Below are 13,518 nucleotides of genomic sequence, written 5' to 3' on the forward strand. Positions count from 1 at the left end.
CTAAAGTTAGCAACATGCCCTCTCCCCTTGCCCTGTCCCCCTCCCGTGCCCTGGATTACTTGCAGTGCCCGCTGAAGTACCGGCTCGGCGCTATCGACAAAATCCCGCAGGAGCCGAAGGAACACCTCGTCAAGGGCAACCTCGTCCACGCGGTGCTGGAAAAACTGCACCAGCTGCCCCGGGCTGACCGGACATTTCCCGCAGCAGTGAAGCTCATCAAGCCGACCTACGCCGAGATGCTGGCCAAGGACTCAGGCATTGAGCACGCCATCGACGACGAGGACGTCTTCTTCAACGATTGCCGCGACCTGGTACGAGGCTATTTTCGGATGGAAAACCCCGGCGGCTTCGACTGCGACGCTACGGAGAAATACTTCGAGGAGATCCTGCCCAGCCGGGTGCCGGTGAGAGGCTTTATCGACCGCGTGGATACCGCTCCGACGGGCGAGGTGCGCGTGGTCGATTACAAGACGGGTAAGAAGCCCCACCCCCGGTACTCCTTCAACGCCTACTTCCAGATGCGGTTCTATGCACTCGTCTACTGGCGTACGACGGGCCGCGTTCCGGACCTGCTTCGCCTCATGTACCTGAAGGTGCTCGACGACCTGGTGCTCAGCCCGTCCCCGGAGGAACTGGAGGCCTTCGAGCGCGATCTCGCCGAGCTATGGGAGAAGATCGTAGCCGACGGCCGCAGCGGCCGCTTCCGGCCAAAGACGTCCAAGCTGTGCGACTGGTGCGATTACCGCGAGCTGTGCCCAGAGTTCGGCGGAGTTCCACCGGAATACCCCGGCTGGCCGGGGTCCACGGCGGATCACTCAACCCACCAGAACTTAGCAAAGTAGGTTCCGATGGCCCTCCTAGCCAACTTTACGGAAGATCACTTCAGACGTGTTATGTATCAGGACTGCAGTGACAGTTCTGCCTCAAGACATGTGTGACACAACCGGCTAGGGAGGGTGTGACACGTCGGCTTGGATCGATCGGGTGACCAAACGCGTAGAACCCATCGATCCGAAGATCCGCTTAGCGATTACGCCGTGGCCATAAGACGCCGAACGAGGCGCGGTGAGCGCGTTCTGCGCTGCCCATGGCATCTCGCTCCAGACCTTCTACAGGCTACCGTTCACGCGCTGTATCCGAAGGCCCAAACGCGATCCTGGATCCGAAATCCAGGCGTCCGCACACCAGCCCAACCAAGCTCGACGAAGCGATCAACGACCACGCCGCGGCTTAACGACGCGCTCTTGACGCCTCCGGGCTGGATTGCGGTCCGATCTCGGTGTACGACAAGATGACCGCCCTGGCACTGCCTTCGCCATCGATTGCTTCTTTAGCCAGGACCTTCCGCGAGCGTGAGCAATCACACCCACAGCCTCGTAAGAAGCCACGATCAGCGTATCGGCGGTTTGTCTACCCAGCCCCCAACGCCTGCTGGCAACTCGATGGGACAGAGTATGTTCTTGCTGGTGGGAAGAAATGCATCATCTTCCAGCTGCAAGATGACCACTCCCGTCTTGCTATCGCCTCTCTCGCTGCGGCCGGAGAAACCACTGCTGCAGCTATCGAGGTCTTCACCATAGGCGTGGCCCGCTGCGGACTACCACAGCGACTGTTGACTGATAACGCCCTGGCACTAAACCCCACCCGGCGAGAGATCAGCGCCGGGCTGAGCCAACACGTCACCGCAGGCGGAGTCGAAGCGATCACCGGCAAGCCGTATACACCAACCACCCAAGGAAAAACGAGCGGTTCCATCAAACGCTATTTCGATGGCTGGACAAACGCCCCCTAGCCTCAACCCTTCAGCAACTTCAGCGCATGCTCGATCAGTTCGATCAGTACTACAACAATCACCGCCCTCACCACCGGTTACCGGGACGTATGACCCCGGCGATGGCGTGGAACGCCACTGCTGTTGCTGCGCCACCACAACCGAAGCAGACGACCACCACCCACCGGAGGTAGGTGATACCCCTAGCGGGGCTCTATGGGGGGTGAGAATGCCAACGGGGCATAAGCCCAGGATGGTGAATGCTTCCGGGACGGTGGGCATTGCAGGAGTGCAACTGTGGGTGCCTCAGCTGCCCGTGGGGTCGCCTGTGATAGTGGCCTGGGATGTTCATACGGTGGACCTCACCGCCAACAGCGGTGAGGTCCACATGGAGTACCAGTGGCCTGCTACCCGGGTCAGCTATATCGGCAAGTCCTACGCCAGGTGGATCATCGATGACTCTCAGCTTGTGTCACTGATGTCGTGAGACACCAACTATCACTGATGTCTTGAGGCAGAACTGTCACACATGTCTTGAGATATCACATTTTAGATACTTTCGGGTAGTTCTTTCGGCATGGCCCATAGCTTCCTCCCTTCGTCGGTGAGTCGAATACCGGGGCGGATTTTGATGGCCATGCCTTCGTCTTCGGGGGTGCGTGGCACGTACGCAAAACCCGGTTTGCTGGAAAGCCCCTTTACTGCAGGGTAGCGGGGATCGTAGTCAATGACCTGTTGAAACAGCTTTAGCCTCTTGACCAGCGCGTTAACCCGTTCAAGGCTGGAAGGCGATATCTCATACAGTCCACTGTTATAGTGAGCCAGAAGTCTAATCACATAATAGAGTGACCCGTCCTGCCATTCAGTTGGGACTTCCCACGGCAAATTGTCCGTGACAATTCTCCCAACGTTTTCAGACTTGTGACCTCCCTGCTTAGCGAGCTTATGGACATACTGCCGTGAAACCTTGAACGTCCTAGCGATAGCCGATTGAGACTCACCGGCTTCCATTAGTTGCATCACTATCTCTGGTGTTAACCCGCTCATAAAACTCGCACTCCTAGGCAACTGTTCATACAGTCGCTAGTCTACCGGCTCTTCGTGCCTGAGCACCCCTCGCGGGGCGGGTGTCGTGTGTACACGAAGTGGCAGGAGCCTAGCAGAATTGGAGATTCGACTCACCACCAAACCTGAGATGTGGGAGGAGTCGAACCGTCTCCAACCCTACGGCCAATCGCCATCCGGTGAACCATTCACACCCTGCCGACTACTGACCGTGGCCAGAACCTCTCCTCACGGAGTTTCTCAACGAACCTCGGGCTTTGGTGACTAGAAGTGACCCTATTACCACTGTCGCCAGAAGTGATACTACGATTCCCACAGCTGCAAAGCTCATCCAGCCAGCTGCGGTCGCCGGGCTTCCATTTTGGGCGAGCACTGTAGCTACATATGCCACCAGCGTGGCTGCCAGTGTGGTGGCGTAGATTGAAATCGTCTTAGCCTTCACGGTATTTCTCCATCTCTCGGTCGTTCGTGGGACGCTGCTTGTATCCAAGGAGAACTCTAGCGGTCTTTCAGCGGCCATCTGGATGGATTATCGAAATACCATGAATTCGTGATCGTTTTGTTATCGTTCGGTGGCTTGGTCGTATCGGCTATCCTCCGGAAAGCCGAAAACCCAGGTCTCCGCCTTGGCTAAGACCTGGGCACGAGCTCAGCTGCCCGCTCGGTACGGTGGAGAGACTCCGACCCTTAGAACAGTCCGGAGATGACGCCGGCTGAATCGACGTCGATATTGTTCGCCGCCGGCTTCTTCGGCAGGCCCGGCATGGTCATGACAGCGCCCGTCAGGACCACGATGAACCCGGCGCCGGTACGCGGCAGGAGCTCGCGTACGTGCAGGGTGTGACCGCTCGGGGCGCCTAGCGCGGCCGGGTCATCGCTAAACGAGTACTGAGTCTTGGAGATGCACACGGGCATCTGGTCCCAGCCGTTGGCTTCGAGCGTGGCGATGTCCTTTTCCGCCTGCGGGGAGTACTCGACGCGATCGGCGTGGTAGATCTCCTTGGCGATCGTCTCGATGGACGCGCGCACACCAGCTGACGGGTCGTAGAGCTGCGTCGACGGGGTGTCGCTGCGGCTGGCGAGGACAGCGTCGGCGAGCTCCAGTGCCCCGTCGCCGCCCTTGGCCCACACGTCGGCCTCGGCGAGGGCAACGCCGAAGTCCTCGGCCCACTGCTTCATGAACTCCCGCTCCGCCTCGGTGTCCGAGGTGAAGAGGTTGACCGCCACGACTGGGGTGGCACCAAACTTGCGGACGTTGTCCACGTGGCGTTCCAGGTTGACGATGCCGGCACGCAGAGCGTCGAGGTTCTCCTCGTTGAGATCCGGGCGCGCTACCCCACCGTTGTACTTGATGGAGCGGATCGTGCTGACGATCACCACGGTTGCGACCGAGAGGTCACCGAAGCGGGCCTTGATGTCGAAGAACTTCTCGGCGCCGAGGTCGGAGCCGAATCCGGCTTCGGTGAGGGTGACGTCGCTGTAGGCCAGCGCGGTGCGGGTAGCCAGCAGCGTGTTGCAGCCGTGGGCGATGTTGGCGAAGGGACCGCCGTGGACGAACGCCGGAGTGCCGCCGAGGGTCTGCACGAGGTTGGGATTGAGGGCGTCCTTCATCAACGCGGTCAACGCGCCGTCGGCCTGGAGCTGCGCGGCGGTGATGGGCTCACCGTCGTAGGAGAAACCGATGGTGATGGCGCCCAGGCGGCGCTTGAGGTCCTCCAAGGAAGTGGCCAAACCGAGGATCGCCATGATCTCGGAGGCGGCGGTGATGGTGAATCCGGTTTCGCGGGGGACGCCGTTGACCTTGCCTCCCAGGCCAATGATGACGTTGCGCAGGGCACGGTCGTTGACGTCGAGGCAGCGCTGCCACGTCACGCGACGCGGGTCGATTCCCAGGGAGTTGCCCTGGTGGATGTGGTTGTCGATGATGGCGGCGAGGGTGTTATTGGCCGCCGCGATCGCGTGGAAGTCCCCGGTGAAATGGAGGTTGATCTCCTCCATCGGCACCACCTGGGAGTATCCGCCACCTGCGGCGCCGCCCTTGATTCCCATGACGGGTCCTTGGGAGGGCTCGCGCAGGGCGACGACGGTCTTCTTGCCGCGCTGGGACAGTGCATCGGCCAGGCCGATGAGCACCGTGGACTTGCCTTCTCCGGCCGGGGTGGGAGAAACGCCGGTGACGAGGACCAGCTGGCCGGGCTCCTGGTCCAGGTCAATCTTGGTGATGTCCACCTTTGCCTTGGTGGGGCCGTACGTCGTGACGGCGTCGGCCGGTAGTCCCGCGCGTTCGGCGATATCGGTGATGGGTTCCAGAGTGTGGGCCTGGGCGATTTCTACGTCGGATAGCACGTTGGTTGCGTCTCCTTCTCGGGTAGCAGGGAGGCACGTGCTGCGAGTAACACATCCCGGGCAACCCGGCGTGGTTTAAACCAGCACCGCACCTATGGCGTAGGCCATCACTATCGATAGTACGATGGTGAGCACTCCGGGGACGAGGAAGGAGTGATTAAACACGAGCTTTCCGATTTTTGTTGACCCGGTATCGTCCATTTCCACCGCGGCGAGAAGCGTGGGATACGTCGGCAGGACGAACAGCGCGGACACGGCCGGGAATGCCGCGAGGGCCGTAAGCGGGCTCACGCCGATGGCCAGTGCTGCCGGAATGAGCGCCTTGGCGGTCGCCGCCTGCGAATACAGCAGGCACGCGGCGAAGAACAGGACGACGCTGAGTAGCCACGGCTGGGAGTCGAGAACCGTGGCGGCGATGCCCTCAATGTCGTCGAGATAGTAGTTAATGAGCGACGTCCCCAACCACGCCACGCCGAGAACGCAGATCGCGGCGGACAGCCCTGAGCGAAACACCTGGGTGGACAGGACGTCGGCGGCCGGGATTTTCGCGATGAGGATGATGATGGTCGAGGCGGCGAGCATAATCGTCATGATGGCTTCGTTGCGCGGCAGCGTCGGCTCCGAGATGAGCCCCACCTGCTCGCTGATGGCGGTAGCGTAGGCCACCACCGCCAGGATGGCAGCGAGGAACACGAGGACGGACGCCTTCGCCCCGCGAGGGATGCTGTACTGCCGGTTGGCGATCGGCGCGGCTACGAGTCCCCGGGCGAGCCGGTCTTGGTAGATCGGATCCTCGTCGAGCTCCGGGCCGAGGTGATTGACGAGGAAGGAAACTGGGATGATGGCCAGCAACGTCGCCGGGATCATGACTGCGAGCAGCGTCAGGTAGCTCACTCCGAACGGTTCGAGGACTGAGGCCATGAACACCACCGCGGCAGAGATCGGCGACGCGACGATGGCCATCTGCGAGCTGACCACAGCCAGCGACAGCGGACGCGACGGGCGGACTTTGCCCTCCTTCGCCACCTCCACGATGACCGGCAGCGTGGAATACGCGGTATGGCCCGTTCCGGCGGCCACCGTCATGAACCAGGTAACGATGGGCGCCCACAGGGTGATGCGCTTAGGGTTGCGGCGCAGGAAGACCTCGGCCCGGTGGACCAGGTAATCCAATCCGCCGGCGCGTTGCATCGCCGCGATGGCGGCAATGACGCACATGATGATTCCGACAACGTCAAAGGGGATGTCTTCCTGGGTCACCGGAATGCCGGTCAGCCCCAGGGCGAGTACCCCGAGGCCGCCGGCCATGCCGATGGCGATGGACCCGAGCCGGGCACCAAGGATAATGGCGCCCAACACAATGGCGATATGGATAAAGAGCATCCAGCCATTATGGATTAGTGATGCGGATTTTCTTCTTTCGCCTGCTCAACGTACAAAGTTCCCTGGTAACGCGGATGCATGAGATTATCCTTGCTGAGGACCCGGTCCAGGGTCTCGGCATCGAGAAGGTTATGTTCTACAACCAACTCTCGGGGAGTTTTGCCGGTCGCGAGCGTTTCCTTGACGATCATGTCGCCATTGTGGTGGCCGATGAACGGGTTGAGGTAGGTGACAATGCCAGCGGAACGCTCGACATGATTCCGGGCGACGTCCGGGTTTGCGGTAATGCCCACGACGCACTTGTCGCGCAACGTGTCAGCGGCATTACCCAACAACCGCACGGACTCAAAGAGCGCCTGGGCGATGACCGGTTCCATGACATTGAGCTGCAACTGGCCGGCTTCGGCGGCCATCGATACGGTGACGTCGTTGCCGAAAATCTTAAAGCACACCTGGTTGACGACCTCGGGGATGACCGGGTTGACCTTCCCCGGCATAATCGAGGAACCGGCTTGTCGGTCGGGCAAGTTGATCTCATTAAATCCCGCCCGCGGTCCGGAGGACAGCAGCCGGAGGTCGTTGCACGCCTTCGAGAGCTTCATCGCTGCCCGCTTCACCGCGGCGTGGGCGTGAACGTAGGCGCCGGTGTCACTCGTCGCCTCAATGAGATCCCGGGCGGAGACGATGTTCAATCCGGTAACCTCGCGCAAGGCGGAAGTCGCTGCGTCGCGGTATCCCGCCGGAGTGTTCACCCCGGTGCCGATCGCCGTGGCTCCCAGGTTGATCTCAAGGAGTTTCGCGGCGGCATCGGTGAGCGTCAGTTGCTCCTCGTGGAGATTGGCGGCGAAAGCCTTGAACTCGTCGCCCATGGTCATGGGGACCGCGTCCTGGAGCTGAGTGCGCCCCATCTTGAGAATGTCGCCGAACTCGTCACCCTTCTCCCGAAATGCCTGTGCTAGCCGGTCGAAGCGCTGCACCAACTGCAGGATCACGTCGTGCAGGCCCAGGCGTAGGCCCGTCGGGTAGGCGTCGTTGGTGGATTGGGACATGTTGACGTCATCGTTGGGGTGGATGACGTCGTAGCGTCCCCGCTCATAACCGAGGTTTTTCAAGGCGACGTTAGCGACCACCTCGTTGGTGTTCATGTTCAATGACGTGCCGGCGCCGCCTTGGAAAAGATCAATGGGGAACTCGGAAAGGTAGTCCGGGTGTGCCAGGATCTCGTCGCACGCCGCGATGATGGCGTCTGCCTTGTCTTTGGGCAGGGCGTGGACGCGCCTATTCGCTAACGCCGCGGCCTTCTTTACCAACACCATTCCCCGGATGAATTCGGGAACGGTGGACATGGCGGCGCCGGAGATGCGAAAGTTCTCGATGGCGCGCTGGGTATGGATGCCGTAGAAGGCGTCGGCCGGGACGTCGAGGGTGCCGAGGAGATCCTCTTCGGTTCTGGTATGCATAAGCCCGACCTTACCCCCGAGGTCTCCCCCGCCACCCCCGAAAGCGCGGGTGCTAGATGCGGGCGATGCGCAGATCGGAGGCGAGGATGGCTTCGGCGCCAATCTTCGTGAGCTCGTCGATGTCCTGGTTGGCCTGCTTCCGCGGCACCAGGGCCCGCACGGCCACCCAGTCCTCCACGGACAACGGCATGACAGTGGGGCCGGACAACCCCGGGGTGATGGTGGTGGCCTTCTGCAGCTGCGATCGCGGGATGTTGTAGTCCAGCATGAGGTAGTTGTGCGCCGTGAGGATGCCACGGATGCGGCTGATGACCACCTCGTGCTCGGCGGTCAGCTCCCGGTCCTTGCCCTTGATGATGACGGCCTCGGAGCTGACAATCGGCTCGCCGAAGGGCTTCAAGCCTTGCTGGCGAAGCGTCGCCCCGGTGGAGACCACGTCGGCGATGACGTCCGCCACGCCCAGCTTGATGGAGATTTCCACCGCGCCATCGAGGCGGATGATCTCCGCGCTCATCCCGCGGCTGTCGAGGTCCGCGGCAACGAGGTGCGGGTACGAGCTGGCGATGCGCACCCCGTCGAGCTGGTCGACGCTCCACTCCTGATCCTCCGGGGCGGCGTAGCGGAAAGTAGACACCCCGAATCCCAGCGGCAGGACCTCGTCGACCTCGGCGCCGGAATCCCCGGCGAGATCTCGGCCGGTGATGCCCAGGTCCAGGTGGCCCTGGGCAACGTAGATGGCGATGTCCTTCGGGCGAAGGAAGTAGAACTCGACGCCGTTGTCCGGGTCGGGGACGTTGAGCTGCTTATCGCGGCGCGGCTTGTACCCGGCCTCTTCGAGGATGTGGGCGGCCTTTTCCGACAGCGCACCCTTATTAGGGACAGCGATTTTAATCATGGCAGGCGAGCTCCTAGAGATACTTATAGATGGATTCCGGGGTCAGACCACGGGAGACCATCACGACCTGAGTCCAATACATCAGCTGCGAGATCTCCTCGGCCAGCTCCTCGTCGGACTGGTACTCGGCGGCGATCCATACCTCGCCCGCCTCCTCGATGATCTTCTTGCCGATGGTATGGACGCCCGCGTCCAGGGCTGCGACGGTGGACGACCCCTCGGGGCGCTCGGCGGCGCGCTGGGTCAGCTCTGCAAACAAGTCATCGAAGGATTTCACAGTTAACCAGACTAACGCAGGGCCTTAAACCACGTCTCGACGTGGTCGGTGGTCACGCCGTCGAGGCTCAAGCTGCCGTGCAGCGCGGCCAGGCTCGTGACCCCTTCGGGGGTTTCATGAGCCAAACCGATAACCACACACCCAGCGGCGTGCGCGGCCGTCATCCCAGCGAAGGAGTCCTCGAACACCACGCACTCCCCCGGTACCGCGCCGACCTGCCGGGCGGCCTCCAGGTACATGTCCGGCGCTGGCTTGGAATGAGCCACCTCGTCGCCGGTGATGGAGCTAAAGAAGAACTCCCTTCCCACCGCGTCGATGCACCGATCAGCCAACTCTCGTTCCGTATTGGTGGTGACCAACATCGGCAGGGGGTACAACGCGGTGAGCAGCTCCCGCACGCCCGGGTTGGGGGTGAGATCGGTGAGCAGCTCGCCCATCCGACGGTACATCCACTGGCGGTATTCGTGCTCGTCGAGCGTCGTCGGGTCGATGCCCGCCCAGGTGGCCAGGACGTTAAGGGTGTTGCGGAAGCTGCCGCCGACGGTCTTCTCGCGTACCTCCGGGGTAATACGCCTGCCCAAGAGCTCCGAGAGCTCATAGGTAGCGACGCTCCACAGCGGCTCGGAATCAATGAGGGTGCCGTCCATGTCCCAGAAGACGGCTCGGAAACTAAAATTCAAGGTTATCCAACTCCGCCAGTGCATCCTCGGTGGCGCCCGTCTCCGCCGCCGCGTTAGCAATAAGTTCCCGGATGGTGGCCCACTCCTCCGGCTCGATGACGGCGCCGTCGTGGCGCTCGTTGAACTCCTCCAGCGCCGTGACTTCCTGGGAGACCAGGGTCACCAGAATGTCTGCCGGTGCGTCGGCAGGGAGCGCGTCAAGCCCGTCGAGGAGGCGTTCCAGAAGCCGCTTAAGCTCCGGCAACGCCACCGGGTCGAAGGGCTGCTCCCAGAATTCGGTCTCCCCCTCTACGAGGTAGGAACCGGTGGCGAACTCGTGAAGATCGTCGATGAACTCATCAACGGTGGGCTGAAAGTCCGAGCGGATTGTCATAAGGCCAATTGTGGCTGATCGGGCCTAAAGTCGCACGCCGAGCAGACCGTCGAGCGCCGCAGCCATCAACTCGCGGGCGGCTGGCTCCCGGCCCGGGCTCTGCGCCCACTCGTCGACGACGCCCAGCGCCCCCGGAGTATCGAGGTCATCGGCCAACCGGGCACGCAGCTGCTGGACGAAGTCCTCGGTCTGCTCAAGGGTTCCGCAGCCCTCACGCCAGCGGGCGAGGCGCTGCTCCGCGTCCGTAAGCACCTGCGCCGACCAGTCTCGGTCCGTGCGGTAGTGCGCGGCGTAGATGCCCAGCCGGATTGCGGATGGCTCATGGCCGGCCTCGGTTAGCTTATGGACGAACACGAGGTTGCCCAGGGACTTGGACATCTTCGTACCCTCCAGGCCGATCATCCCGGTGTGGACGTAATGCCCGGCCATCCGCTCGACGTCGAGGGCAGCCTCGGCGTGGGCGGCAGAGTACTCGTGGTGGGGGTAGGCCAGATCGCTGCCGCCACCCTGGATGGCGAAGGACGCTCCGAGACGGTTCGTGGCGATGGCGGAGCACTCAATGTGCCAGCCCGGCCGCCCCGGGCCGAAGGGAGACTCCCACGACGGCTCGCCGGCGCGCTGGGCTCGCCAGATCAACGGATCGAGCGGGTGGCGCTTGCCCGGGCGCTCAGGGTCCCCGCCGCGCTCGGCGAAGGCGGCGGCCATCTCCTCGTCGGTGTATCGGGACTCGTAGCCAAACTGGGGCGTGGCTTCGATCGAGGCGTAGACGTCGGGGTAGTCGGCGTCGTCGACGACGTAGGCCGCCCCGGCGTCGAGGAGCCGCTCGACCATAGCGATGACCTCGTCTATGGCCTCCATGGCACCGATGTAATGCTGCGGCGGGACCACCGCAAGCTGCTCCATGTCGGATCTGAAGAGGTCGATCTGGCTGGTGCCCAGCTCGCGCCAGTCCACCCCGTCGCGCTCGGCGCGCTCAAAGAGGGGATCATCCACGTCGGTGATGTTCTGAACGTACGTGACCTCACGGCCGTTGTCGCGCAACTGCCGAAGGATGACGTCGAAGGTGACGTACGTGGCGGCATGGCCAAGGTGGGTCGAGTCATACGGGGTAATTCCGCACACGTACATCCCGGAACCCTCGACGGGGCGGATGGCGTCATCCGCGGTGTCGTAGAGCTTCAGGGGCACTGGGGTGCCGGCGACGCGAGGGACTTCAGGTTGTGGCCATGAACGCATAGGGCACACCTTAGTACGTCACCCCCAAGCCGACCGCTTCAGCGCGCCAGCGGCAGTGCCTGCGCCGCCCGATGTCGGGCAGTGCAGGTAATGCTGGTTCTCTAGTACGGCTGCAGCACGCCCAGCAGGAGCAGGACCATGACGAGCAGGCCAGCCGGGATCCGGTAGGCCGCGAACCACGCGAAGGAGTGGTGCGCGACGAACTTGAGCAACCAGGCAATGGAGGCGTAGCCGAGCACGAACGTGATGAGGCTGCCGACGATGAGCATCGGCGCGGTGGCCGCCTGCCCGGAGTCGGGATTAAAGGCGTCGGGCAAGGAGAACAGGCCGGAGGCGACGACGGCCGGGATGGCCAGCAAGAAGGAGAATCGGGTGGCGACTTCCCGGTCGATGTTGAGGAAGAGGCCGCCGGAGATCGTCGAACCGGAGCGGGACACGCCCGGGATGAGGGACATGCACTGCCACAACCCCATGATGACGGCATCCTTGACGGTCATGTCTTCCAACGTGCGCTCGTGCTTGCCGTACTTCTCCGCAGCGATGAACACGAAGGAGAAGAGCACCAACACGGTGGCGGTGATCCACATATTGCGCAGGCCGGAGCGAATCGCGTCCTGGAAGAGGAAACCGATGAGCCCGACGGGGATGGTGCCGACGATAACCATCCAGCCCATCTTGTAGTCCTGGCCGCGCTGGGTCTTATCCGCGAGACCGCGGAACCAGCCCGTGATGATCTGCCAGATGGTTTTAGCGAAGTACACCAGCACGGCGGCCTCAGTGCCGAGCTGAACCACGGCGGTAAAGGACGCGCCGGCGTCGACACCCCAGAACATTTCCGAGATGATGCGCAGGTGGCCGGAAGAGCTGACGGGCAGGAATTCGGTGAGTCCCTGGACAATGGACAAGACGATGACCTGAAGCCAAGACATCGTCTCCGGTGCCGTGTCGGCAGACGCTGAGGCGAGGAGAATCATAGGGGCACACCTTACAACCGCGCGGTGAATTGGACGTTATCGTCGAAGGGCTAGGCTAGATGCTTGTGACACCACGCAACCAGACCTTGTCAGTATTAGTCCTGGCCGCGGGCCTCATGATGAGTTCCTGTCAGGATTCGGCCCCCGCGGCGCTTGTCACCGGGGGCGAGGAAGAAGCGCTGGGCAACGCGGTGCCGGTGGCTTCTCCCCCGGCTGAAAACAACGTCGGTGAGACGATCATAGATGGTGAGGTCAGCGAGGTCGTCACCACGGGGTCGCTGCTCGGCGCCCGGATCGGCGACGAGCTCATCGTCGGCAGCATCGCCGACTTCCGCGGGGGCGACGCCCGACGGCTGGACATCGCCGGATGCGCCGACGTCACCGGCGCCCCGTCGGGGATCGTCGTCGCCTGCGGTGACCACGTGCGCATCGTCGACGCCGCCGGCGACCGGCGGGTGGATGTTAACGCCCCGGCCACGACGGCGGTGCTGACCACGGACGGCGCCCTCGTGACCGCCTCGGACAGTGAGCATGTGGTGCAGGTCTACGACGGCGCCGAGCTCGCCGAGGAGTTCGACGTCGCCGGTGCCACCCACGAGCTGCTGGCCGTACCGGTATCCGGCAGCGACGACGCGGTGCTGCGCATCAACCGGGACAATACGACTATCCAGGACGTGCGCGTGGCCGAGGCCCGCCAGGGCGGCACGCTGCGCGTCGGCCTCGGCGTGGGCACTGCCGCCGCCGGCGACAACGACCTGGCCGTGGTGTCGGACACCCGCGGTAGTCAGCTCGCTATTTACACCGCCGACGAGGTCGTACGGCTGCATCAGACCCTCCCTGTCGACGAGTCGCCCTTCGCGGTGGCCTACGACGGTGAGCTCGCCTGGATCGCTTCCACGGCAACGAATACGGCGACCGGTTACGATATCGCCGGTGGTGTTCCGGTCGAGAAGCGCCGCGTCCCCACCCCCGCTAATGTTCGGGCGATGGTCTTCGTCGACGGCCACCTCGTCGTCGGCGGAACCGATGGCCTCACTCTGCTTTCCTAAGGACCTCTC

General features: G+C 62.8%; 14 protein-coding genes. 4 read left to right on the forward strand and 10 right to left on the reverse strand.

Annotated elements, in window-relative coordinates; genetic code table 11:
• The first annotated feature begins 14 nt into the window (after positions 1–14).
• The 3 genes from CUTER_RS05360 to CUTER_RS12105 all read left to right on the forward strand — a co-directional run bounded on the left by CUTER_RS05360 (position 15) and on the right by CUTER_RS12105 (position 1,965).
• On the forward strand, positions 15–842 hold the full coding sequence (locus CUTER_RS05360; RefSeq protein WP_047259559.1) for a RecB family exonuclease: 828 nt from the start codon (positions 15–17) through the stop codon (positions 840–842).
• Positions 843–1,279: 437 nt separating this feature from the next.
• Complete coding sequence (locus tag CUTER_RS12100) at positions 1,280–1,792, forward strand: hypothetical protein (RefSeq protein WP_456236263.1); 513 nt, start codon at positions 1,280–1,282, stop codon at positions 1,790–1,792.
• The gene (locus CUTER_RS12105) at positions 1,774–1,965 is read left to right on the forward strand and encodes an integrase core domain-containing protein (protein ID WP_456236264.1); all 192 of its coding nucleotides are present in this window, start codon (positions 1,774–1,776) and stop codon (positions 1,963–1,965) included. Before CUTER_RS12100 ends, CUTER_RS12105 begins: the two co-directional genes overlap by 19 nt.
• 355 nt (positions 1,966–2,320) lie before the next feature.
• On the opposite strand, the gene CUTER_RS11045 is transcribed toward CUTER_RS12105, so the two are convergent.
• The 10 genes from CUTER_RS11045 to CUTER_RS05415 all read right to left on the reverse strand — a co-directional run bounded on the left by CUTER_RS11045 (position 2,321) and on the right by CUTER_RS05415 (position 12,460).
• Complete coding sequence (locus tag CUTER_RS11045) at positions 2,321–2,818, reverse strand: helix-turn-helix domain-containing protein (protein WP_052844044.1); 498 nt, start codon at positions 2,816–2,818, stop codon at positions 2,321–2,323.
• A gap of 705 nt (positions 2,819–3,523) precedes the next feature.
• A complete protein-coding gene (locus tag CUTER_RS05375; RefSeq protein ID WP_047259561.1) occupies positions 3,524–5,182 on the reverse strand; it encodes a formate--tetrahydrofolate ligase in 1,659 nt (552 codons plus the stop codon).
• A gap of 75 nt (positions 5,183–5,257) precedes the next feature.
• Complete coding sequence (locus tag CUTER_RS05380; protein ID WP_047259562.1) at positions 5,258–6,565, reverse strand: anaerobic C4-dicarboxylate transporter; 1,308 nt, start codon at positions 6,563–6,565, stop codon at positions 5,258–5,260.
• Between the two features lie 14 nt (positions 6,566–6,579).
• The gene (aspA, locus tag CUTER_RS05385; RefSeq protein ID WP_047259563.1) at positions 6,580–8,025 is read right to left on the reverse strand and encodes an aspartate ammonia-lyase; all 1,446 of its coding nucleotides are present in this window, start codon (positions 8,023–8,025) and stop codon (positions 6,580–6,582) included.
• A 52-nt stretch (positions 8,026–8,077) separates the two neighbouring features.
• Positions 8,078–8,920 carry an ATP phosphoribosyltransferase gene (gene hisG, locus CUTER_RS05390; protein WP_047259564.1) on the reverse strand — a complete coding sequence of 281 codons (843 nt, stop codon included), beginning with the start codon at positions 8,918–8,920 and terminating at the stop codon, positions 8,078–8,080.
• 13 nt (positions 8,921–8,933) lie between these two features.
• The gene (locus CUTER_RS05395) at positions 8,934–9,197 is read right to left on the reverse strand and encodes a phosphoribosyl-ATP diphosphatase (protein ID WP_047259565.1); all 264 of its coding nucleotides are present in this window, start codon (positions 9,195–9,197) and stop codon (positions 8,934–8,936) included.
• Positions 9,198–9,208: 11 nt separating this feature from the next.
• A complete protein-coding gene (locus CUTER_RS05400; RefSeq protein WP_269079423.1) occupies positions 9,209–9,877 on the reverse strand; it encodes an HAD family hydrolase in 669 nt (222 codons plus the stop codon).
• Entirely contained in the window at positions 9,867–10,250 is a 384-nt protein-coding gene (locus tag CUTER_RS05405; RefSeq protein WP_047259567.1) for a hypothetical protein, read from the reverse strand. The genes CUTER_RS05400 and CUTER_RS05405 overlap by 11 nt, the downstream gene beginning before the upstream one ends.
• 24 nt (positions 10,251–10,274) lie before the next feature.
• Positions 10,275–11,486, reverse strand: coding sequence for a cysteine--1-D-myo-inosityl 2-amino-2-deoxy-alpha-D-glucopyranoside ligase (gene mshC / locus CUTER_RS05410; RefSeq protein WP_047259568.1), 1,212 nt, complete (start codon positions 11,484–11,486; stop codon positions 10,275–10,277).
• A 101-nt stretch (positions 11,487–11,587) separates the two neighbouring features.
• Positions 11,588–12,460 carry an undecaprenyl-diphosphate phosphatase gene (locus tag CUTER_RS05415; RefSeq protein ID WP_047259569.1) on the reverse strand — a complete coding sequence of 291 codons (873 nt, stop codon included), beginning with the start codon at positions 12,458–12,460 and terminating at the stop codon, positions 11,588–11,590.
• A gap of 65 nt (positions 12,461–12,525) precedes the next feature.
• Between CUTER_RS05415 and CUTER_RS05420 the strand changes: the two genes are divergently transcribed.
• Positions 12,526–13,509: a YncE family protein gene (locus CUTER_RS05420; protein WP_144412270.1), complete on the forward strand. Its 984-nt coding sequence runs from the start codon at positions 12,526–12,528 to the stop codon at positions 13,507–13,509.
• Positions 13,510–13,518 lie beyond the last annotated feature (9 nt).

It is taken from the genome of Corynebacterium uterequi, from assembly GCF_001021065.1.
Taxonomy (GTDB): domain Bacteria; phylum Actinomycetota; class Actinomycetes; order Mycobacteriales; family Mycobacteriaceae; genus Corynebacterium; species Corynebacterium uterequi.